Source organism: Amycolatopsis sp. NPDC051071, assembly GCF_040682875.1.
GTDB lineage: Bacteria > Actinomycetota > Actinomycetes > Mycobacteriales > Pseudonocardiaceae > Amycolatopsis.
The window spans coordinates 20,103-43,805 of sequence record NZ_JBFBBY010000006.1 but is presented as its reverse complement, the minus strand read 5'-3'; the positions used below and the strand labels follow the sequence as shown (position 1 = coordinate 43,805).

The following is a 23,703-nucleotide window of genomic DNA, read 5'->3' as shown; positions in this document are numbered from 1 at the left end:
GGGCAATTGGCGTGTCTCGAGGGGCTGACACAGAATGACTGGTTCGCCCATGATCATTCACTCTGTTGGAGTCTTCCTTCACTCGATAGTGATCGTGGAGAGTCATGGTGACTTTGTGGGTCGCGTGGCGTCGGGGACGCGCGTTTGGCCGTCCTGAGGGGATCTTTTTCAATGGTGCGTCCGTCAGTGGCGCGTGGCTTCAGGCTGCGCACGTTACCCATGATCTTCCTGATATTGGCCGGTGTCGTCGTGGTGACGGCGAGTTCGCCGAAGAGTTCATTGCCTGCGGCGGTCGTCCCTGTGGCGGAGGCGCCGGATGCCGCTAGTGCCTTCGCTGCGGCGCGGTTGCAGGGCACTCCGGTCGGGGTGGCGAACCAGACCGCCGAAGCGAAGAAGGTGCTGGCCAATCCTGATGGGACGTTGACGGCGCAGCTGTCGCCGCAGCCTGTGCGGGTCCGCAAGGGCGAGGGGTGGGTGCCTGTCGATACGGCGCTGGCGTCCGTGCCGGATGGCACCGTGAGGCCGAAGGCCGCTGTGGCTGACGTGGCGTTTTCGGCTGGCGGAACAGAGGGGCCGCTGGTGCGGTTTTCGCGTGACGGTAAGCGTCTCGCGTTGCGCTGGCCAGGTGCTTTGCCGAAGCCTGAGCTTGACGGCAGCACGGCCAGGTACCGAGAGGTGCTGCCCGGGGTCGACTTGGAAATGCAGGCCGAGGCCGAAGGCTATAGCCAGCGTTTCGTGGTCAAGACGCCGGAAGCGGGACGTAACCCCGCGCTGGTGTCGATCAAGCTTGCACTCGAGACAGAGGGCGTCCGGCTCACGTCGGATGGACCCGGTCGCGTTCAGGCCGTCGACGGCGATGGGCAGAAAGTTTTCGTGGCCCCTGCGGCGGTCATGTGGGATGCCAGGGGGCGGGAGAGCACGAGCACGCCGGTCGAGGTCGCGATCGATCACTCCTCGATGACGTTGCGGCCGAACGCCGCGATGCTGGCGGATCCGGGCACGCGCTACCCCGTGGTGGTCGATCCGGACATGCGGTCGCCGGGGCAGAGTATGTGGGCGAAGGTGTTCCGCGGCTATCCCGACGGCTCCTACGTCAATGGCACGGGTGACGGGGACGCCTGGGCGAAGGTCGGTAAATGTACCTGGAGTGAATGCGGAAGCATCGACCTCGCTCGTACCTACTTCCAGTTCGACACGGCTTTCCTTGCCGGGAAGAACATCATGAAGGTCGATCTCAACACCGCTGTGGTGCACGGTCCGAACTGTGACCCGAAGGAACATGAGCTCTTCATCGCGAAAGACAACATCTGGTGGGGAACGACCTGGAACAACGCGCCCGGTGGGGATCTTGTTTCCACCGTCTGGGTTCCCAGTAACTGGAACTCCTGCTCGGGGAACAAACCGGTCGGATTCCCGGTCGGCCTCTACATCAACCCGAACGGTTCTTCGACCTACTTCCTGAAGGCGAAGTCCGAAACGGATTCCGACGCTTGGCGCAAGTACGACGTGCCCAGCACGATCCTGCAGATCACCTACAACACACGGCCGAATCCGCCGTACGACATGAAGACCGATCCGCCGTTGCCCGCGCCGTGTCGCTGGTGTGACGGTGTGCCGTATGTCGGGGACCCGTCCATCCGGCTGTTGAGCAGGTTGTCCGACCCGGACGCCAACGACCAGCTCCGCCCGGTCTGGGACATCTATGGCGGCGCTCCGGACCAGCGTGCTCCGGCGATCTACCAGGCATCGGGCGCCTATCACAGTACTGATGTCGATCTGACGAAGCGGAATGGGCAACGTGTCACGTGGACGGTGTGGGGGCACGATTCCGCTGATGGTGGTGATTGGCGGAATGGGCCAGGTCCGTTCATCGTCGATCAGACGGGTATCGGCAACAAGCCGACGGTGACAGCGTCGCTCTACAAGGCGGACAACGCTTGGCACGGTGGTGTCGGCGTGCCGGACGTGTTCGAGTTCGATGCGAGCGACGCGACCACCAAGGTCACTGACGTCGACCACTACCTGTACGGCTGGACGGATCCACCGACGACGCCGATCGACGCCATCGCGCTCGGCGGTAAGGCTTACGCGAAGCTGACCCCGCCTGGTGACGGGCCACGGGACCTGTATGTGCAGAGTGTCGACCGGGCCGGGCACCGCAGTCCGACGCAGACGCACCACTTCTACGTGCGAGCGGGTAACGGCCCGTTGGCGCAGTGGTCGTTGGAGGGCAACACGAAGGACACCGCCACGCTCGGGTTCCGCGACGCGACGTTGCACGGCGGGCCGGTCTACGTGCCGGGAAGTACCGGTTCTGGTCTAAGGCTGGACGGTGTCGACGACTATGTGACGGCTCCGATTTCGGCGAGTACCTATCCCAGTTTCACCTTCTCGGGCTGGGTCAATCTCGCGGAGAAGAAGCCGGGCTGGTCGACGCTGCTGAGTCAGAACGCGTCGACGACGGCGATGGTGAAGCTCGGCCACACCGGCACCGTGACCGATCGCTGGGCGTTGGAGTTCCGGCCAGGTAACGACCCGGCCTCGGCATCGACGACTGTGTCGTCGATCAACCCGGCGCAGACGAACGCCTGGACCCATCTCGCCGGCGTCTACGACTCCGGGGCGCAGCAGATCCGGCTCTATGTCAACGGTGATCTCCAAGGCAGCGCGCCGTGGACGACCCCGTGGCCGGCGACCCACGAGTTCGCTATCGGGCACGCGATCGTCAACAGCGTGGCGAAGGACTACCTGGCCGGTGCGGTCGACGAAATCCGTACCTACGATCGGGTGCTGACCGATGCCGAGGTCAAGTCCGCGGTCACGCGGGACAACGTCACCGCGGGCTACTGGAATCTCGACGACGCGGACGGAACAACGGCACGCAACGCCGCCTCAGGCGGCGAGATGGCAGTCCTGCAGCCGGGCGCCAGATTCGCTCCCCAGGGAGCGGTCAACGGAGCTGCCACCTTCGACGGCGTCAAGGGCTTCGCGGCCACGTCGGGGCCGGTGGTGCGTACCGATCAGAGTTTCGCGATCACCGCGTGGGTAAAGCCGGACAAGCTCGGGGACATGACCGCCGTGTCGCAGGACGGTACGGCGGTGAGTGGTTTCTATCTCAAGCAGAACAACGGTTCCTGGGTCTTCGGTATGAACCCCGGTGACGCCACCAGTGGCGCGGCAGTAGAGGCCAGGTCCGCGGCGAACACCGTACAGACCGTGCCGTGGACGCATCTGGCCGGTGTGTACAACGCGACCGCCAAAACCCTCACCCTTGTGGTTAACGGGAAGCAGGTCGCGAGCGTGCCTGCTCCGGCGTCACCGTGGCACGCCGTTGGTCCGTTCGCGATCGGGCGTGGGAAGTACGGGACTCCGCTCGGTTATTGGTCCGGTGGGATCGACGAGGTGCGGGCCTACAGCCGCACGCTCGACCTTGCGGAGATCCAGGGCATCGTCGCACAGAACAATGTCACCGCCGCCACCTGGAAGCTGGACGGTGATGCACAGGACACGTCGGGCATGGCGAAACACGGCACCGCGAAGAACGGCGCACAGTGGGGTGCGGGGCAGACCAGCTACCCCGACGCGACTGATCTCGCGGTGAACCTGGACGGCATCGACGATTACGTCAGCGCACCGGCACCGATCGACAGCGGCATGAGCTTTTCCGTCGCGGCCTGGGTCAAGATGACCAACAAAACCCCAGGCTGGGGCGCGGTGATGAGTCAGAGTGGGCAGAACGTGTCCGCGTTCAACATCGGCTACACCGGCGCGAGCGATGACCGGTGGGCGTTCGCGATGCACGGCCCCGACAGCACCGCACCGACCGCGGTCGTCCGTGCACGCTCGGCGCAACCGGTCCAGACCGGTGTCTGGACACATCTTGTCGCGAACTACGACAGCAATACCGGCGAGATGCAGCTGTATGTGAACGGCACCCTGTCCGGGACCGCGACGTTCACCGCGCGCTGGAACGCGACCACCGAGTTCGACATCGGCCGCGGCAAATGGGCCGGTAACTGGCTGGACGCTTTCGGCGGCGCGGTCGACGACGTCAAGGCCTACAGCCGCACCTTGTTCTCACCGACGAGATCCGCACCATGTCCGGGCAGGACCTCACCCTGGTGCACAACTGGCAGCTCGACGAATCCAGCGGCACCAAGGTCTCCGACTCCACCGGTGCCCGCACCGGAACACTCGAACCTGGCGCACAGTTCGCGCCCGGCCGGGTCGGGAACGCCGTCCAGTTTGACGGTAAGACCGGCGCCATCGGCACCACCGGCGTCGACCTGCGCACGGACGAGAGCTTCAGCGTGTCAGCGTGGGTCTACATGGACCGTAAATCCGATATCGTCTCCAAGCTCACGGCCCTGAGCATCGACGGCGAGCGGACCAGCAAGTTCCGGCTCGGGCACGTCGCCGATGAGATGAACGCGACCTGCTTCGACGGAGTCTTCGAGAATCCGAACGCCTGCGGCAAGTGGGTGTTCGAGATGGCGGAGTCGGACTCGGACGCGGCACCGATCACCAAGGCCGCGGTGTCCACTTTGCCGGCCGAAATCAACACGTGGGTGCATCTGGCTGGCGCCTATGACCGGCAGACCAAGAAGACTTGGCTCTACGTCAACGGAAAGCGCGTTGGGGACGGAACGTTGAACGCGCGCTGGCAGGCATCCGGAGCCGCTCAGGTCGGCCGTGGCCTGACTTCGGACAAGCCGAGCCAGTTCTGGACCGGCAGGGTCGACGATGCTCGCCTCTACACAACGGCGCTTGACAGGGACAGGATTGCTGGGCTGTTTAGGTCCTATCCTGCCGCTGATGGTGGTACTGCCACGTTGCCGGTCGCGGATGCGGGGCACTGGCGGTTCGATGAGAACGCCGGGCAGATGGCCTTGGACGCGAGTGGCCGTGGATCGACCGTGGCGTTGAAGAATGGTGCCGGGTGGGGCGGCGGGATGAACACGCCGGGGTTGCGGTTGGACGGTGCCACCGGCTACGCACAGACCACCGGTCCGGTGCTGGATACGGCGAAGAGCTTTTCGGCGGCGGCATGGGTGCAGCTGACGAAGACCGACAGCGGCTACTACTCGGTGTTCGGGCAGGACGGCGATCGGGTCAGCGCGTTCCTGGTCCAGTACGACGGGGGCGTGAAGAAGTGGCGTGTCGTCGTACCCAGCGAGGACAAGGACAACCCTTCGATTGTCGCGCTGTGGGCCGGTCAGGCTCCGCAGGCGTACCAGTGGACGCACTTGGCCGTAGTGTATGACGCTCAGTTCCGGCAACTGAAGCTGTATGTCGATGGGGTGCAAAGCGCGGTCCAGGTGGGAGTCACGACGATTCCGTCGGCCGGCGCTTTCTCGATCGGCAGAGCGCGGTGGAACGGCGGGAACGCCGGCTTCTTCCCGCAAGGAATCGACGACATGCGGGTCTTCTCGCAAGCGCTCACTGACGCCGAAGTGCGGAAGGTGCACGATGACATCCCCCGGGGTGACGGCGGCGCCTGGCGGTTCGACAACGGCACCGGCAAGGACTACAGCTGGCGCGGCAATGCCGTCGTCCCGGCCGGTGGGGCGACCTTTGTGCCCGGTGTGAGCGGTACCGCGCTCAAGCTGAACGGCACTGACGGGCAGGCCACCGCGCCGGAGCGGGGATTGGCCATGCAGGACAGCTTCACCGTGTCCGCGTGGGCCAACCTCTCCCGCACCGATCAGGTCGCGACCGTGCTGTCTCAGGACGGTGCGCGGATGAGTGGCTTCGCCCTGCAGTACCGGCCGGAAACCGGGCGGTGGACGTTCGGTGCGGCCGCGCAGGACGTCGACGCGTCACCGGTGTCCTACATTAGCTCCTTCGACCCGGCGATCGTGAACCGGTGGACACATCTCACCGGCATCTATGACCAGGCGGCGCACCAGCTTCGCCTGTATGTCGATGGGCAGTTCGCCGGCAAGAAGGACGGCGTCGTCCTCTGGCAGGCGAATGGGTCCTTCGCGATCGGCCGCGGCAAGAGCAACGGCAAAGCTGCCGAGTTCTTTCCCGGGATGATCGACGAGGTCTACGCCCACTACGGCATGGCCTCCGACGCGGCCATCCGAACCTACGGCAGCTTCCCCGCACCCGACGGCGGCCAGCTGGGCAGCTACGTCGACGGTGCGGGACGCAAGCGGACGGCGAGCACGAGCGTCGTTCCCGCGTCCGGTTACCGGTTCGAGGAAAGCCTGGGCATGCTCATCGACAGCGCACAACCCAACACCCGTGTGCTGTACTCCTGCCAATCCGGCACGGATTTCTTCACTTCGACCGACGCCGTCTGCGAGGGTAAGACCAAGATCGGTGAGGTCGGCTCCGTCTACACCCAGCAGCCGACCAACATTCCCACGATCCCGGTCTACCGGTGCACCTCGGCGGCCGGGCACTTCGACAGCCGCCAGGCCGGCTGCGGGGGAGCGACCCAGGAATCCCTCCTCGGGTACACCCTCGCCTACGCACCGCTCGTGCGGTACTACAACAACGCCGCCTACGACCACCTCAGCACCACGCAAGCGGTCCGACCTGGGTATTACGCCGAGTTCCGGCACGGCTATCTGTCGTTGCTCCCGGCCGCTGGGGCTCAGCCGCTGACCGCGTGCCTGAACGACGCGGACCAGTTCGTGTCACTCGACCCGGCCTGCGAGGGCAAGACCATCATCGGTTCCCTCGGGCAATTGTGGACACAACGGCCGGAAGGACCGAACGTGCAGGTCCTCTACCGGTGCGGCAGCGGAAGCATCGAATCGATGACCAACACCAGTGACAACTGCGGCGCCATGGGCAACGACCGCTTACTCGGCTACGTCATCACCAAACTTCCCCAGATCGAGCCCGTCTTCGCCGCATCGAGCAGCGGAACTACGGCAGGGCGCGAACCAACACCTCCGGCAGGGACCGGTGGCGGATAGACCGCCGCCGGAGTTCGCGACCCGATCGACCACAGCCACTTGAGGCATTCCCCAGACCGTGGGGCAGCGTCTCACCGCGTCCAGCCTGGAGAACCGATGCGACACAAGTCCTCCTCCGCACACCGCCGCGCCTCGAGAACCCTCACCGTGGCGCTGATCTGCTCGCTGGTCGTAACCGGCGTCAGCACTACGCAAGTCGCGAACGCGGCCAATGGCTGGAGCGTCGACTCACCGAACATCGACCCGGTTCCGGTTACACAACAGACAATGGCCGGTCGAGCCATCGACGACGCGAGTCGCGCCGCGCTCACCGGAGACCAGCCGGCCGGGTCCACGACTCCCGACGGCGTCGGCACCAGCAGGGCGACCTCCCTGTCGCCCACAGCGACCTGGGATGTCTCGGAGCAGACCGGGGACTTCGCTTGGTCGTACCCGTTGCGTGTGCCCCCGGTGCCGGGGAACCTGACACCCAGCCTGGCTCTGTCATACACGTCTTCGACGGTCGATGGACGTACCAGCGCCACCAACAACCAAGCGTCGTGGGTGGGTGACGGCTGGGATCTCCATCCGGGCTTCGTCGAACGCACCTACGGCGGATGCCAGGACGACAAGGAAGGCGGGACCACGCCGCCCAAGGTCGGCGATCTGTGCTGGAAGAGTGACAACGCCACCGCTGTCTACAACGGGATCGGCGGGATGCTGATCCACGACACAGACAAGAAGGTGTGGCGGCAGAAGAGCGACAACGGCGCCCGTATCGAGCATCTGACCGGTGCCGCCAACGGAGCCCGTGACGGCGAGTACTGGAAGATCACCACGGTCGACGGCACCCAGTACTTCTTCGGATCCGCGCCGGCGTCCAAGTCGACCTGGACCGTGCCCGTCTACGGCGACGACCCCGGTGAACCCTGCCATGCGGCGGACAACACGTTCGCCAACTCCGCCTGCACCCAGGCATACCGCTGGAACCTCGACAAGGTCGTCGACCGGCACGGCAACCTGATCGTCTACACCTACGACATCGAGACCAACAACTACGGGCAAAACCTCAAAGACACGGCCGTCTCGTACGTTCGCGGTGGCACGCTCAAAGAGATCCAGTACGGCCTCCGTGAAGGCGATCCCGCCCCAGCGGCGGGGAAGGTGAGGTTCACGACCGAGGAACGGTGCGTTCCCGGTAGCCTGTGCGTCTTCGAGAAGCCGGAGAACTTCCCCGACGTCGCCCTGTCGGACCGATGCGACGGTGCGACGTGCAAGGACCATTACACCCCCACGTTCTGGTCGACCAAACGCCTCGCGAAGATCACAACGCAGGTCCGCAAGGACAACGCCTACACCGACGTCGACAGCTGGACGCTCGAGCATCTGTTCCCCAACCCCGACGACGGCAACAAGGCCGCACTCTGGCTCAAATCCATCACCCACACGGGCCACGTGGGCGCACCCATCGCGCAACCCAAAGTCACGTTCGAAGGCAAGAAGCTGCCGAACCGGGTGGTGAAAGACGATGGTGTCGGACCTCTGAACCGCTACCGGCTCTCCGCCATCGTCTCCGAAGCCGGTGCCGTCACCACCGTCAACTACGCCCAGCCCGACTGCACCGCGACTTCTCTGCCGGACAAGCCGGAGAACAACACCAGACGCTGTTATCCGGTGACCTGGACCAAAAAAGACTTCTCTGAGCGGACCGACTACTTCCACAAGCACGTCGTCGACTCCGTCGTTCAGTCCGACCGCCTCGGCTCGAGTTCTGAACAGGTCACCAACTACGCCTACCCCGAAGGCGCGGCCTGGCACTTCACCACGTCCGAGTTCACCGCCGAGAAAGACAAGACCTGGAACGAGTTCCGCGGTTTCGGCAAGGTCGGCGTCCGCACCGGCAAGCCCGATGATCCCAGCGGGCCGATCAGCTACACCGAAAGCCGCTACTTCCGCGGTATGCACGGGGACAAGCTTCCCAACAACGGCACGCGCACAGCCGACGCCAAAGACAGCGAAGGCGGCGTCCACGTCGACGAAGATTGGCTCCAGGGACTGGAACTGGAAACCATCATCAAGAATGGCGAGGCCGGGGCGGTAGTCAGCAAAACGATCACCGAGCCCAGTTGGGAAGGACCCACGGCAACTCGGGGTGCTTTCAAGGCCTACATCGTCCACGCCGGTACCCAACGCGCGTTCACCGCGCTCACAGCCGGCGGCTGGCGAGTCACGAAAACCACCACTGACTACGACTCCAACGGCCTCCCGACGAAGGTCCACGACCTCGGCGACGCCAACGCGACGGGTGACGACCGCTGCACGACCACAACCTACGCGCAAAACACGGAACGATGGCTACTGAACTACCCGTCACGAGTCGAAACACGCGCAGGAACCTGCGGCTTCCTGCCGCAATACCCGCGCGACACGATCTCCGATATCCGAACGTCCTACGACGGTCTCGCGAACGGAACTCCGCCGACCGTCGGTGATGTCACACTGACTGAAGAGGTCGACGGCTATAACGGCTTCACGCCGGTCTACCGCACTGCTACCAAGTACAAGCGCGACGTCCATGGACGTGCACTCGAGACCACCGACGCGGATGGCAACACCTCCACAGCCGCCTACACACCCGCGACCGGTGGACCCGTCACCCAGCTGGTCGCGGCCAATGCTGCGGGACACAAGGCGACCACCGTCTTCGAGCCCGCATGGGGTGTACCGCGACTCATCACCGACGCCAACAACCGGATCGCGGAAATCACCTACGACGCGCTCGGACGGAAGACCGAGATCTGGCAACCCAACCGGCCGCGCTCAGAAAAACCTCAAGGCAACGCGCGTTTCGCCTATAACGTTCGCAATGACGCGCCCAGCTCTGTCACGACGACCCAGATCGGCCCCAACGGCAACTACGCCACCTCGACGACGATCCTCGACAGCTTCTACCGAACGCGGCAAGTCCAGGCGCCAGCGCCGGGCGGAGGCAGGCTCCTCACCGACACCCGGTACGACTCACAAGGCCGGGCCTACAAGACGACCCAGCCCTTCTACAACGACAAGCCGGTCGACACCTCACTCTGGGTCGCCAGCGAAACCGCAGTCCCCGGGCTGACACAGGCAGAGCACGACGGAGCCGGCCGCGTGATCGCCTCGACCTATCGCGGCGGGACCAAGGAATGGCGGACCAGCACGACCTACGGCGGGGACTCGGTCAGCGTCACGCCACCCGAAGGCGGTGTCGCGACCACCACGATCACCGACGCCCGCGGCCGCACCACCAGCCTTCGCCAGTACCACGGCGCGCAGCCGACCGGCGACAACTACGACGAAACCAAGTACAACTACACCCTGGCCAGCCAGCTCGCCACGCTCACCGACTCGAGCGGCAACCGCTGGTCCTACACCTATGACATCCACGGTTCGCTGATCCGCTCTGACGACCCCGACCGCGGGCCCACCACCTACACCTACAACAAGCTGAACCAACAGACCAGCAGCACCGACGCCCGCAACACCACCCTCGCCGTCCGCTACGACAAGCTCGGCCGCAAGACCGGCGTCTTCAAAGACAACCTGTCGGGAACCAAACTCAGCGAGTGGGTCTACGACACCGCGTACAAGGGCATCGGGAAGCTCGCGTCGTCAACGCGCTGGGTCGACGGCAACGCCTACGTCAAAAAGATCAACGTCTACGGACCGCTGTACCAGCCGACGACGCAAACGATCATCATCCCGCCGATCGAAGGACCGAAACTCGCCGGCACCTACCAGTCGTCACTCCAGTACAACCCCGACGACAGCCTCGGCGGTGTCAGCTTTCCCCAGGCCGGAGATCTACCGGTCGAAAGCATGCTCCTCATGTACGACGACCTCGGCAACCCGGTCAGTACCGAGGGCAGCTGGGGTGACGCCGAGTATCAGGACTACGTCTCGGCGACCGAGTACACCCGCTACGGCGAACCACAACGTCTCCACCTCGGCGGCAAGAGCAGCGCCAGCAGCAACGGTAAACGGGCCTGGACGTCCTACTACTACGACACCAACACCCGGCGTCTCGACCGCACCATCGTCGACGCCGAAGTACCGCAGCCGATGCAGACCGACACCCGCTACGGCTACAACCCCGCGGGCAACCTGACCTCGATCACCAACGCCCCGATCGGGCAACCTGCCGACAAACAGTGCTTCGGCTACGACTACCTGCAACGCCTCACCGAGGCCTGGACACCGAACGGAGACTGCGGGCAGACCCCAGCTACCACCAGCCTTACCGGGCCTGCCCCGTACTGGCAGTCCTTCACCTACGACAAATCAGGCAGTCGCACCGGAGACACCCACCACTCGCCCAGCGGGGACGTCACCCGCAAGTACACCTACGCCGCACCAGGCACGCCGAAGCCACACATCCTGAACTCGGTCACCTCAGAAGGACCAGCCGGGACCAAAACGGCTCAATACACCTATGACGAGATCGGCAACACCAAGACCCGCCCCGGCGTCACCGGACAGCAGAACCTCGACTGGAACGTCGAGAACAGACTGGAGAAGGTCACCGACGGCAGCGCGGCGACGAGCTTCCTCTACGACGCCGACGGCGAACGGCTCATCCGCCGCGACCCGACCGGGACCACGCTCTATCTCGGGCAGCAGGAGGTGCGGCTCGAAAAGGCGAGTGGCAACGCGATCACGACGCGGTATTACACTCATGGTGGCCTGGCTGTCGCGATGCGCACGGGTGGTGTCCTGAGCTGGCTCGCCGGCGACCACCAGGGGACTACGCAGGTCGCGATCAACGCGAACGACCTCACGGTCAAGCAACGGCGCCAAACACCGTTCGGGGCCCAGCGTGGTCCGGGTGTTGTGATGCCGGGCGAACGTGGTTTCGTCGGCGGCACCAACGACGCCTCAATCGGGCTGGTCCATCTCGGCGCTCGTGACTACGACGCGGACCTGGGCCGGTTCGTCTCTTTGGACCCGATCATGCGGCCGACCGACCCGCAGCAGATCAACGGCTACAACTACGCCAACAACTCGCCGATCAGTCTGAGTGACCCGAGCGGCACGGAGCCGTGCCGTGCGAACTGTGACTGCATGTACAGCGGGAAATGCGGTGGGGGCAGCGGAGCGTGGACACCACCGGTGGCCCCGCCGCCGTCGCCCAAGGACACGAGGCATGCCTACCCGACGTCGATGGGTAAAGATACGCCGAAGATGTCGTCGAAGCAGCGACGGGCCACCTGGCAGACCCAGTACGCCACCTGGAAAAACCTACCTGTCGCACAGCGGCCAGTGGACTTCGCCCAGTTCGAGTTCGCTTTCTGTTCTGAGTTCCCGGACGTCCGCAGCTGCGACCCCAGCCCGCCCGGCTGGGAAGAGACACTTCAAGTCGCCTTGTTCTTCCTCCCGTGGGGAAGGGCCGGTAAGGCGGCCTGGGAACTCGGCGCGTGGGCAACCGCGTCCAAAGCCGCGACAGTCGAGGCTGGTGGCGCAGTAGCGGGCGCGGCAGGCGCCGGAGCAAGTGCTGCGACAGCTGCTGCCGCCGGACGAGGTTCGGGTGCTACTGATGATGTCGCCCGAAGCAGTGACGGGTTTCGATTGCCGAACTCGTCCTTCCCGCCAAACGGGCAAGTCGTGAATGCAATGAAGGAGCAGCCCATAAATGTATGTGGATTTGATTGTTCGGAAATTGCAACAAACTTGCACAGGGCTGCTGGCGGTGAAGGAAAAGTCGTCTCGTTTAAGGGGGCAGGTGACGATCTGCTGGTTCGAGAAGGGAATGCGGTAAGTAGCTATTCATATCACCACGTGTATACTGACGGGCGGTACGCGTACGATCCTCGCATGAGTGCCGAGGCTATCCCGTGGGGAGATTATATGCGAACGATGAAGTCTCTGAATCCAGGCTTGCAATGGGGAAAACCTGGATTTGCCGGGATGTTCTCATGATTCAGGCGAGAGAAGTGGTCGAGGCTCTCTCTGTTCATGGGGTCGTTGGCTGGTATCGGATTGCTGTAGGGCGAGGTGTTCTTGGCGGCCTCGTCACTCCGCCGATGATCGCGTGGCGCTATCTGGAGCCGTCCGAGAGTGCTCGCAGAGTTATTTCCGAATGCGTAGACAATTTTTCCGGATCGCTGACATGGGTTTTTAATTTCGAGCGTCGAAACTGGACGTTGATGCCGGCTGAGGTTAGCGACGCGTTTGCGAAGGCAGATCCGACGTATGTTAATGTTTTGTCGGACCTAGCTGAAAGTGATCAAGATACCTGGGTGGCGGCTAATGAAGACTTGGCTTCTTTGTTGGGCTTGATAAAAGAAAATCAGTCTTAGTGTCAAGATTCGATGGTTGATCGAGCATTGCATGTCCCGTCCCGAAGTATGCAGATCAGTGATGGGTCGGCTTGAAGGGGGAATTTAGGTGGGGTCAGAGGAGGGCCGCAGACTGATCACCGCGAGCGGCGTCGAGATGATGCGGATCTCGGTCAACCGGGGGTGCTGGCCTCCAAGCTGCGACTGTGGAGGCCGGCGGCGCAGTATCGGTCGTTGCAGGCGTCGGTGCAAGTGTCGCTATCGCCGCTGGCGCGATGGTATTTTGGCGGAGCAGCCAAAGCGGAGGACAAATTGTGACCGACCTCAGTCCTGCGCATCAGGCTTTTGAGATGGGCGATCTTCCGCTGCTTCGTGAACTACTTGATGGCGGCGCTGACATCAATGAAGAGCATTATGGGCTTACGTTGTTGCACCATGCCATTGATGTTGAGATCGACAGCCACACGCAGACAGGCGAGCCGCTACACGTGGACGTCACAGCGTATTTGCTCGCGCGAGGAGCGGACCCAAAGCGCCGCTCGGATGGCGGTAGTGGTGTTACTGCTGAACATGTGGCCTGGGAGAGTCGCCATTGGCTGGCGTCGGCTCTCTTTGCGGGAAGGGAGACCTGTCGGCACGGGGAGGGTAGTTAACGGCCTCCGATGAGCTCTTGTCAGCTCTTAGGGGTGCAACAGAATGAGTGGGCTTTGAGTCAGCAGATGATGTCGCAGCGAGGGTGAGGAAGGCTTTGTGGATGTCGTCGCGGATTTCCCAGCAGATGCGCATGCGGCGGAACCGGTGCAGGCGAAGGAGACTTCGACGACCCAGCTGTGAGACCGCCTGCAGTTGTGATCGTGGTCTCGAAGATGGCAGCTGCATCCCATGAATCAGGTGTTTCACGCGAGGTGGTCCAACAGCGCCGAATGGCGGGCGTGCTGTCTCCGATTGGGCTCCGTTGCTGACGTAGAGCCCGACACGGGCCGGCACAGGATGGCACTCTTCCCCGGCGAAGGCTGGCGTTGACTTGCACAAACCGGCAGAATCTAGCATTCAATGACATGGGCTGACATGGTAAAGTCGCTAACTTTTAATCCGAGGGAATCTGCAGCTCGTCGGTGTGGCGGGGACCGCACGCTGCGTCGCGCAGACAGACCGGTCGCAGGTCAATGCGTTGTGAGACTAGCCCCTTGGCCTTTACGTTGACGTCGGCGGTGGCGTTGAACCGCGCGGTGGCGGTCGCCGAGGTTGACTGCCCCGGCGTCGCGTTGGCTGCTGGTAGACAAGCTGGACCTGACGCGCACCCCGCTGTCCCATGCGATCCGCGCGGATCTTCTGGACGGCTGGGTCGCCACGACGAGGCTATTGCGGCGACGCCGCCGAGCGAGCCCTTTGCAACGGAAACGAGTCTCAGCGGGCGCCGGGTGAGAGCACGTAGGAGAACCGGCGGACCCGCGGCACCCATGTCTGGAAAACACGGACGTCGGGCAGTGTCACCGCGGTGGTGAGCTCGGCCAGGCTGGCGTGGAGTTGCTGCCACTGTGCCGCCTCTTCCACAGGAACCCGGCCCACGGCCTCGCTCACCCAGCGATCGTCGCGTTCCACCGGTTGCAGTCGTCCGACGAAGTCGCCCCATGGCGTCTCCGGCGCCGTCCGCAGCAGCGCGTCGGCGAAGCGGCCGAGCAGGCGGCCGTGCGCGGTGCACGTTCCCAGCAGCACGACTACGGCTTCGTACTCGCCGTCGAGGAACGTCGAGGCGTCGGACAAATCGCGCGTGGCCCGGAGCATGCGGTACAGGTTGATCAGACGCTTCGCGTCCCGGGGCGTGTCGACCAGCCGGTCCAGCTTCGACAGCAGGGCGATCTCCGGATCGGTCAGCGGCCGCGGGATCTCTGCCTGCCGACTCGGGTCTAGTTGCACGGCCATCTGCGAGCCGGGTTCGACCGGGATGTCCTGCGCCGCAACACTCGACGGGGTCACGACGCCGATCTCCTCGTCGTGCGCCAGCGCGGTCGGCCGTCGCTCACCGGTATCGGCGACAGCCGGGATTTCGGCCATCGACCCTAGCAGCCGCTGCAGGCTGCCTACCGGCATCCGCGGCAGCACCAGCGGAATGTTGAGGATCTTCTCCAGGTAGTCCTCGGGCGTCACCTGCCAGCCGTCCGCGCGCACGACGGCGTCGGCTTCGATCAGCCTGTCGTAGTGCGTGCTCAGCGACCGCAGCAGCCACCGCGGGTCGACTCCGACAACCACCACGAACAGATCGAACGCGAGCAGCAGGTGCACCGCCTGCAGGACGTCGACGACCTGTTGCGGGCTGCACCGGTCAAGGTCGTCGATGTAGAGCACGATCCGGTCCAGCGGACGGGTTCCCTCCTCGCCGTCGGCTACTGGCGTGCTCATCAGCGCCACGAGCTTCTCGAAGTCCTTGCGGATGGTGGAGATCAGGCCGAGGTTGCCCCGGTAGTCCTCGCCCCGGGACCGCTCGGCGAGGAAGGCGTAGAGCCGCCGTCCTGGGGTCAGCTCGGTGAGCTGACGGCCCAGCTCCCCGATCCGGGTGACGACTTCCGCCAGCTGCTGTTCGGCGATCTGCTGGTCGGCTTCGGCCTTGCGCAGCGCGAGAAGCTCCTGCTGGGCGCCTTCGTCCAGGCCGCCGCGCAGGTCCTCGGCGAGCACCCGCAGCCGGCGCAGCCCGGCGCGGGCGGCACCCACCAGCATCAGCCCGGTCGTGGCCAGACCGGCGAATACGACGCCGACCCCGGTCAGCCACGCCTTCACGTCCGGCACGAAGGCCGTGATCGCCGCGCCGGCCAGCAACACGACCGCAGCGGTGACTAGTGCGGCCCGGCCGTGGCGGTAGCGCGCGATCCGGCCCAGTGCCTCGGCCTCGCCGTGCGCGCCGCGCATCTCGTCGGCCAGCAGCCTGCCCTGATCGGGCAGGTCGCCGACGCCCAGCTCGCGCCACAGCCTGTCGTACTGCTTGTGGAAGGCGCGCGACTTCCGCAGCGCGCGCAGCAGGTCGCCGGCCCGCACCTTGCGGTCGCGTTCGGCTTCGCCGATCCGGCGTTTCAGCGTGACGGCCTCGGCTTGGGCACGTTCGGTCACTGCGGTCAGCTGCTTGCGCTGTTCCAGTTCGGCGGCCAGTTGCTCTCGCAACCGGGCACCTTCCCGCAGCCGGGCGTGGTGCTCGGCGTCCGGCTCGCCGGGGCGCCGGGCAGGCTCGGCGAGCTGGCGGAAGATCTCGTCGCCGAGGCTGGCCCAGAGGTTCGCGTCGGCGTAGTGCCAGGCGTTGAACCCGACCTGGGCGATCTTCCCGCAGTGGCCCGGCTTGCTTTCCAGAGCTTTGACCTGGCCGCGGAGCATGCCCATGAAGAAGCTCTTGCCCGAGCCCCACTCGCCGAAGACGCCAATCGACAGCGGCAGAGGTGTGTCCTTGGCGGCGATGACCGTGGCCAGCATGGAGACGTATGGGGTTACACCGAGGTGGTCATCGGCCAGCGGGATGCTCTCGTTCGGATCGACCAGGTCCCGGGCGACGCCGCCGGCGAGCTCGTCGTCGGAGAACACCGGCACCCGGGGGGCAGGGGACGGCTCGGGCGCGGTGGTCCCCGGTGCGGGGACGCCCGCGGCCCACTGCTTCCTGATGGTGTCGATGTGGTTGCCGGAGTCGGAGAAGAAGACGACTTTGCGGACCGGGGTCTTCGCGGCCAGTGCGCCGCTGATGAGCGCGCGGGCGGCGATCACGGGGGCGAACCCGAGCCGTCCGGTGGCGAACAGCGGCAGGGCGACGGCGGTCGCGCCCGCGCTCGCCGCGGTGGTGATGGCGGCGGTCGTCGCGGTCGCGATCGCCTCCGGTGTCGGGTCGTTGCGCCTCCCCTTGTCGTGGGGAGTGGCGAGGACGGCCAGCCGCAGCCGCCGTCCTCCGGTGTGCTTGCCCAGGTCCAGCAGAGCGGGCTCGGCGGGAGTGACCGAGCCGAGGTCGGCCCGGCGCCAGCCGGCGCGGGGGAACTCCTCCTGCATCGCGTCGCCGACGCCGCCGTAGGTGGCGCCCACGGAGATCGCCAGTGCGTCGACCGGGAGTTCCCACGGTTGTCTGGTCAACGCGACGGCGTAGGACACGCCGTCGACGGTCTGGAGCGGAACCAACTCGCCGCCGAACTCCGGTGCGTTCATCGGTTCCTGACTCGTCGAGAACGGGTCTTCTGTTACACCAGATCCGGCTTTCGCCCGATCGGAGGCCGCCAGGACAGGTTTGGAACTCTCGAAGCTGACCCGAGCCGCATAGCGGGGCACCGCCGGACAGATACCCGTTCAGGAGCAAGGCGATCTCGCCGCCCGGGCGGCGAGCGCCTTGACGTTTCGGGCGTCGGTGTCCTTTGACGTACAGGATGTGGGGGAAGGTGAGGAAGTCCGCCGGCGGCTGAACTCGTCCGGCGCGGCAGACGATGCCTTGTCATCGCATCCGCTAGGAAGGCCCTATGACCACAACTCCAGGGGACAGAACCCGACGGCAGGGATTCGTTGTCTTGAACGACGCACCGGTTGGCGACGGTGCGTCGGATGATCTGCTGGAGGTCACCGATGTGGCGAACAGCCTGGCGGGGCTGATCACCGCCTCACGGGCCACCGCGCCGTTCACCGTGGCGGTGGACGCGGCATGGGGGATGGGCAAGAGCAGCCTCATGCATCAGCTGGAGGCGAGGTTGTCTGCCGAGCCGGATACCGCCGTGGTGTGGTTCAACGCCTGGACGTCGGGGCCGACGAGTGCGTTGGAAGGTCTTATCAAGTCGGTTTTGTTGCGGTTCGACCGCAATCTCATCCGGCGTGCGGTGCGATCGATGTCTCGACGTGCGCACCTGTTCGGTGTGCTGCGGAGTATGGGGCTTGTGGTGGCGAGCTTCTTCGGGCTGGGCGGGGTGGTGGATCAGATCTGGCAGCGGCTGTCACTGGATGCGCGGGCTCGCAACGAGATCAAGGGTGTGCTGCGGGACGCGATCGGTGGCTGGATGGAGAAAGGGGGAACTCCTGACCGCCGGCGTTTGGTAGTGGTCTTCGTCGATGACCTGGATCGGTGCGCCAGCGCGCGTGTCATCGAGGTCTGCGAGGCGATCAAGCTATACCTTGACGTGCCTGGCATGGTCTTCGTTCTGGCCTGCCACCAGAGTGCGTTGCAGCAGGCCGTGCGCGAGTCGGGTGGTGTCGGTGCTCAGGTGTCCGCGGGCGAGTATCTGGAGAAGATCGTTCAGATAAGCTATCGGATTCCAGTTCCGTCCAAGGACCAGACGATGCGCCTGGTAAACGGATATCTTGAGCTCTCGAATACCAGCGGGCTTCTCGACGAGTCGATGAAGAGCATGGTTATTGATCGCACAAGCCGAAATCCGCGGCGTATCAAAAGACTGATCAACAGTTTCGTGCTGGAGTATCATCTCAGCCGGTCCTGGGACGAGTTCGGTGTGGAAAACCTGGTAAAGGTGATCATGCTCCAGCACTTCTACCCGGATTTCTACCGCTTGATCGCCAGCCCGAAATACCGCGATCCGATCCGCGATTTCCTGATATACCACGAGTTCCGTGCGGCGGTGAAGCAGGGCAGCGAGGAGACTCTCGACCGATGGGAGGAGCTGTTCGAAACGACGGAAGTGCGCCTGTCACAAACCACGGAGGCTTTGACAGGGTTAGAGAGTGAGCTGCCCTCCGAGTTTCGCGAGCTCGCTGCCGACCGGGACTTCGTGGCCTTGCTCGGCGGTATCGACGTGCCGAGTGAGGGTCTGGTGGAACACCTTCGGCGCCGACCGCTGAGCACGGTCGACACATCCGCCGTGGCGCTGACCGACCCGGCCGCGCTCGAGCGGCTGCTCGCACTGCCATCGGTGCATGTGGTGGTGGACGGCCACCACATGACTGAGGCCAGCTCTCCGGCGCTTCCTCTTGCCGAGCAACGCGAACGAGTGATCCACCAGCTCGCCGCGTTGGCCGCACAAACGTCAGCGGAGGTGACCGTGGTACTCGACAGTGCGGGCCTGATCACCCTCCCCCGCACGCCGCGCGGCGTGCGGGTGCTGCTCCCTGAGCCTGGTAAGCCTGTCGACGAGGTGATCGAGGCATTGGTCGTCGCTGAGCCGGACGGACGTCCGGTGGTCGTGGTGACGTCAGCCCGGGCGGTGATCGACTCGGTACGCCGACACGGGGTTCATCCGATCCCGCCCGCGGTACTGCTCTCCTTTGTCGAGCGGCTCTAGCATCAGGCTCGACTTCATTGCCCAGTCGAATCGGTTACGTGCTCCCACTCCGGTCTCGACCTGACCTTCGGCTGACTTCGGCTGTGGTGATCCCGCCATCGGTCCAGGCACGGATCACGCACGCGAACTCTGGTGCGGGCACCTGCCCGGCGCCGCCCTCGTCGGTCGCCTCGAACATCGCCTTCGCGGTGGCCACGGCCCGAACCGGGGCGTCACGGCTCAGCGACGACACAGCGCACGTCGTGACGGGAGACCGGCTGTCATGGGAGAGCTTGCCGACGATGCCTCTCGTCGTCCTCCTGCTTGCACCCGATCAGGTTTTTATCAGTGCGATCACCAAGGCCGTGATGGCCGCGAGCAGAGGCGCGCCGATCGCAATCGCAGTGGTTATGTAGTAACGCTTTCTGGCGACCTCCTCCTTTCGGTACTCTTCCAAGGTCATGGGCACCACCAGGGTGAAATCGTCAACCCTTGCCGGCTCCGTGAACCACCGATAGAAAAGCCACGTAAGGACGATCAGAAAGAGCAGGCCGACCCCCGCGGAGATGTAACTCGCTACCGTGCGCCCAGTAAGTGGGGCAACGAACAATGAAATCGCCTGGTAAAGCGCTAAAAGAACCAGCGCAACCGGCCACTTCCAAGCGTACTTCTTCCGGCGCCCCAGCACCTTGCGCGGCGGGAGACCGACGAATTGCCGAGTTCTGGCCCAGTCTTCGACCACGAGCACGAGCGGAAGGACGCCGACCGCCGCTGCCTCGTTGGCGCGCAAAAGGACTACGAGATCGTCGTTTGTCAATTCCGATGACGTCCGCCCGGCCCATCGCGTGCTCGACGGATCGTTCAACACCGTGATGGAAAGGTTTCGCAAGTCAGTGTCGGAGACCATTCGCAGGTCGTCCGGGGAGTCGATCGCCCTCCCGGCGTGAAGTACGATGTACTCCGGCTTGTACATCTTGCGCAACTTAGCCAGCAGGACATCAAGATCACTGATGGTCACTCGCAGTCTGCCCAGGGCGGAATAGACCTCCCCAACGGGGGCGCCGTCCGAGGACTGCCTCGTCTTCTTCTGCACGGAACTCATCCAACAGCGTCCCGGACCTGAGGGCCAGTCGGTCCGCAGGTCGATCAGCGGCAAAGCGCCAATTTTGCAGGCGAATGCGGGTCGGATTGTTTTAGTGGAGCATCGCTTGTTCGTTCCAGTTGACGCGGGATCGGTACCGAGACAATGGAGTCCGGGTACGGCGATGCGCAGGAGCTTTCTTGGTCACTGGGCACGGTGGCGTGGTGAGCGGCTCTTCTGTCTGGTGCGACCTGGTCGCTTGCGGCGGGGTGTTCCACCCTCGTGACCGTTGGGTCTTCAGTTCTGAAAGTCGCACTGTCACCGGGTCTCCTTGCGGTGATGGGGGATGCCGTGGTTGTGCTTAGGCGAGTGATCGGGCCGGCACGGTGACGGGTGCGCCGGTGGCGGCGATGACGTCGTCGGGACTGACGCCGGGTGCCGTTTCGACCAGGTGAAGTCCGTGGCTGATGTCGAGAACGCACAAATCGGTGATAATGCGGTCGATGCATCGGCGGCCGGTGAGCGGCAGGGTGCACGCGTCGAGGATCTTGGGGCTGTTGTCGCGTGCGGTGTGTTCGGTGAGGGCGATGACGCGGCGAGCGCCGTGGACGAGGTCCATGGCACCACCCATGCCTTTGATCATTTTGCCGGGGATCGTCCAGTTGGCGATGTCACCGAGGGCGGATACCTGCATGGCACCGAGGATCGCGGTGTCGATGTGGCCGCCGCGGATCATGCCGAAGGATTGTGCGGAGTCGAAGAAGCTCGCTCCGGGCAGGATGGTGACGGTTTCCTTGCCGGCGTTGATCAGATCCGGGTCGACGTCTTCGTCGTGGGGGTAGGGACCGGTGCCGAGGATGCCGTTTTCGGAGTGCAGGACGACGTGTATCCCGGCGGGGAGATGATTGGGCACGAGTGTGGGGAGTCCGATGCCAAGGTTGACGTAGTCGCCGTCGATGAGTTCGGCGGCGGCGCGGGCGGCCATCTGGTCGCGGGTCCACGGCATCAGCTGACGGTCCTTTCGCGGGTGGTGCGGCGTTCGATGGGTTTGTCGGCGGCCTGCTGGGAGTTGAGCGCGACGACGCGCTGGACGTAGACGCCTGGCAGGTGCACCTGGTCGGGGTCGATGTCGCCGGGTTCGACGAGTTGCTCGACTTCGGCGATGGTGACGCGCCCGGCCGTAGCGGCCAGGGGGTTGAAGTTGGCCGCGGAATGGTGGAAGACCAGGTTGCCGTGCCGGTCGCCGAGTGCGGCGTGGACGAGCGCGAAATCGCAGTTGATGGCGTGTTCGAGGACGAACTCGCGGCCGTCGAACACGCGGGTCTCCCGCGGTGGTGACGCGACGGCGACGGTCCCGTCGGTGGCGTAGCGCCAGGGCAGGCCGCCGTCGGCGATCTGGGTGCCGACTCCGGCGGGGGTGTAGAAGGCGGGGATACCGGCACCGCCGGCGCGCAGTCGTTCGGAGAGGGTGCCCTGCGGAATCAGTTCGACCTCGAGTTCGCCTGCCAGGTACTGGCGCGCGAATTCCTTGTTCTCGCCCACATAGGAGGCGGTGACCCGGGTGGCCTTGCCGGCTTCCAGCAGGACCCCGAGGCCCTGTCCGTCGGTGCCGCAATTGTTCGACACCAGGCTGAGTGCGGAGACCCCGGTGTCGTGGACAGCCTGAATGAGGGTCCGGGGTATGCCGCACAGTCCGAAGCCGCCGACGGCGAGCGACGCGCCGTCGGGGATGTCGGCCACGGCTTGCGCGGCGGAGGCGATCACTTTGTCCATGGGGAGGCCACTCCTGGCTGCCGGACCGCGGCCCGAGGCGTACGCGCCCCGGGCCGCGGTGTTCAGGCGTTGTCGTTACGGGCAGGTGGTGTCGATGACGTAGTAGTCGGAGTCGGTTTGGCGCAGCTTGGTCGTGCCGTAGACGACGTTGAGTCCCATGTTGTCGTTGGAGCCGTTGGCAAGGGCGTAGCCGTAGTTGTTGTGTGCGCGCCCGGCTTGGACGTGTGCGTAGTTCGACGACGAGAAGCAGGCCCCGGCCGGCGGTGTGGTGGTGGGCGGGGTCGTCCCGGAGGTGGGGGTGCCGGTTGTCGGGGTGGGTGTGCCGGTCGGCGGGTTCTCGTGGGCGATGATGAACGCGCGCATCGCGGCCAGCGCGGTGGCTTCCTTGATGATTCCGAAGTGGTCCGGCGCCCCCGGGCCCGACCTCAGGTAGTTCTCGTCCGCGCCGGCGAGTTTCGCGGTGTCATACGGGGTCGCGTTGATGTCGGCGGTCGAGCGGAGGGTCATGTACGCGACTCCCGGGTGGCCCGGCACCTCGGTGCCCGAGTTGAGCGCCCGCAGGAACGCGGAGTTCGCGCTGCCGAACTGCTGGCAGGAAACATAGACCTGGCAGCCGTTGTTGTTGGTGCCGTGCTGGGGACCGGCGTACCCGATGTACTGGGAGACCTTGTCCGCGCCGTTGAGGTTCTTGATGTAGTAACGCGCTGCCAGGGTGGACGCCGACCACGTCGCGAGCACGACCTTCGCCGCGCCGGTCTGCGCACGCACCTGATCGACCTTGGTACCCAGCTCACGCGCGGCGACCGCGAGGTCCTGCGTCATCCTGCTGCTGTCGGTCCAGGTGAACAGCCGGTTCGCGGCCCAGCCGTTGGCCTGCAGATTAGACTTCATCGGGTCCATGTTGATGGTCGTGCCGGTCATGCCGGGGATCATGATCACCGGGTCGTGCGTGGCGGCGGCGGTGGGAGCGGCGGTGGCCGCCCCCGAGGTCAGGGCCACCGCGGTGACGGCCACCGCGGCCAGTGCCGCGGAAGCGGCGGCCAAGAGCCGCGTGCGCCGGCCCTGCCGAGTGCCTGTGGTGGGGGACAGCCGGGAATTCGCAGGCATCGTTGCCTCCTTGGGTTACCGCACTGCGCGAAGCCGGGAAATGGACCTCGCACCCTCGGTGCGGGAAAGGGGTGGTGATCCGAAGTGTGAGTACTGTAAGGACAGAACACCCCTTTTTGCCTATGTGTCGAGATCCCACTGTTTATGTGCGGACCCTGTGCGGTCGGCGTCTCTCATCCATAGGAAGCCGCAGCCCTGGATCGACTTTTCCGCTGATCGTCCGGGAAGTGACATGCGGACATATGCGTCGCCATAGCTGTGTGATTCGTTTACATTGCCGTCAGTAGTCGCCGTCCCTACGT

Annotated in this window: 12 protein-coding genes; 6 read left to right on the top strand and 6 right to left on the bottom strand. The window is 64.8% G+C overall.

What is annotated here, in order from left to right:
• Positions 1 to 219 precede the first annotated feature (219 nt).
• Together AB0M65_RS03490 and AB0M65_RS03485 are read left to right on the top strand one after the other, a co-directional pair.
• On the top strand, positions 220 to 4,371 hold the full coding sequence (locus AB0M65_RS03490) for a LamG-like jellyroll fold domain-containing protein (protein WP_364020722.1): 4,152 nt from the start codon (positions 220 to 222) through the stop codon (positions 4,369 to 4,371).
• Positions 4,266 to 6,932: a LamG domain-containing protein gene (locus tag AB0M65_RS03485; RefSeq protein ID WP_364020897.1), complete on the top strand. Its 2,667-nt coding sequence runs from the start codon at positions 4,266 to 4,268 to the stop codon at positions 6,930 to 6,932. The genes AB0M65_RS03490 and AB0M65_RS03485 overlap by 106 nt, the downstream gene beginning before the upstream one ends.
• 71 nt (positions 6,933 to 7,003) lie before the next feature.
• Here AB0M65_RS03485 and AB0M65_RS03480 read toward each other — a convergent pair whose 3' ends face one another.
• Positions 7,004 to 7,459, bottom strand: a complete 456-nt coding sequence (locus AB0M65_RS03480; RefSeq protein ID WP_364020904.1) for a hypothetical protein — start codon at positions 7,457 to 7,459, stop codon at positions 7,004 to 7,006.
• On the opposite strand from AB0M65_RS03480, the gene AB0M65_RS03475 reads away from it, so the two are divergent.
• The 3 genes from AB0M65_RS03475 to AB0M65_RS03465 all read left to right on the top strand — a co-directional run bounded on the left by AB0M65_RS03475 (position 7,374) and on the right by AB0M65_RS03465 (position 13,875).
• Positions 7,374 to 12,863 (top strand): RHS repeat-associated core domain-containing protein, encoded by a 5,490-nt coding sequence (locus AB0M65_RS03475; protein WP_364020894.1) that lies wholly within the window; start codon positions 7,374 to 7,376, stop codon positions 12,861 to 12,863. The genes AB0M65_RS03480 and AB0M65_RS03475 overlap by 86 nt on opposite strands.
• Entirely contained in the window at positions 12,860 to 13,243 is a 384-nt protein-coding gene (locus tag AB0M65_RS03470; RefSeq protein WP_364020719.1) for a hypothetical protein, read from the top strand. Before AB0M65_RS03475 ends, AB0M65_RS03470 begins: the two co-directional genes overlap by 4 nt.
• Before the next feature lie 293 nt (positions 13,244 to 13,536).
• Positions 13,537 to 13,875 carry an ankyrin repeat domain-containing protein gene (locus AB0M65_RS03465; protein ID WP_364020716.1) on the top strand — a complete coding sequence of 113 codons (339 nt, stop codon included), beginning with the start codon at positions 13,537 to 13,539 and terminating at the stop codon, positions 13,873 to 13,875.
• 754 nt (positions 13,876 to 14,629) lie between these two features.
• On the opposite strand, the gene AB0M65_RS03460 is transcribed toward AB0M65_RS03465, so the two are convergent.
• The gene (locus tag AB0M65_RS03460) at positions 14,630 to 17,392 is read right to left on the bottom strand and encodes a P-loop NTPase fold protein (protein WP_364020713.1); all 2,763 of its coding nucleotides are present in this window, start codon (positions 17,390 to 17,392) and stop codon (positions 14,630 to 14,632) included.
• Between the two features lie 353 nt (positions 17,393 to 17,745).
• On the opposite strand from AB0M65_RS03460, the gene AB0M65_RS03455 reads away from it, so the two are divergent.
• Complete coding sequence (locus AB0M65_RS03455) at positions 17,746 to 19,461, top strand: NYN domain-containing protein (RefSeq protein WP_364020710.1); 1,716 nt, start codon at positions 17,746 to 17,748, stop codon at positions 19,459 to 19,461.
• Positions 19,462 to 19,774: 313 nt separating this feature from the next.
• On the opposite strand, the gene AB0M65_RS03450 is transcribed toward AB0M65_RS03455, so the two are convergent.
• The 4 genes from AB0M65_RS03450 to AB0M65_RS03435 all read right to left on the bottom strand — a co-directional run bounded on the left by AB0M65_RS03450 (position 19,775) and on the right by AB0M65_RS03435 (position 23,401).
• Positions 19,775 to 20,458 (bottom strand): hypothetical protein, encoded by a 684-nt coding sequence (locus AB0M65_RS03450; RefSeq protein ID WP_364020707.1) that lies wholly within the window; start codon positions 20,456 to 20,458, stop codon positions 19,775 to 19,777.
• 424 nt (positions 20,459 to 20,882) lie between these two features.
• On the bottom strand, positions 20,883 to 21,527 hold the full coding sequence (locus AB0M65_RS03445; RefSeq protein WP_364020705.1) for a 3-oxoacid CoA-transferase subunit B: 645 nt from the start codon (positions 21,525 to 21,527) through the stop codon (positions 20,883 to 20,885).
• Entirely contained in the window at positions 21,527 to 22,294 is a 768-nt protein-coding gene (locus tag AB0M65_RS03440; RefSeq protein ID WP_364020702.1) for a CoA transferase subunit A, read from the bottom strand. The genes AB0M65_RS03445 and AB0M65_RS03440 overlap by 1 nt, the downstream gene beginning before the upstream one ends.
• 75 nt (positions 22,295 to 22,369) lie before the next feature.
• Positions 22,370 to 23,401, bottom strand: coding sequence for a hypothetical protein (locus tag AB0M65_RS03435; RefSeq protein WP_364020700.1), 1,032 nt, complete (start codon positions 23,399 to 23,401; stop codon positions 22,370 to 22,372).
• Positions 23,402 to 23,703: the final 302 nt, after the last annotated feature.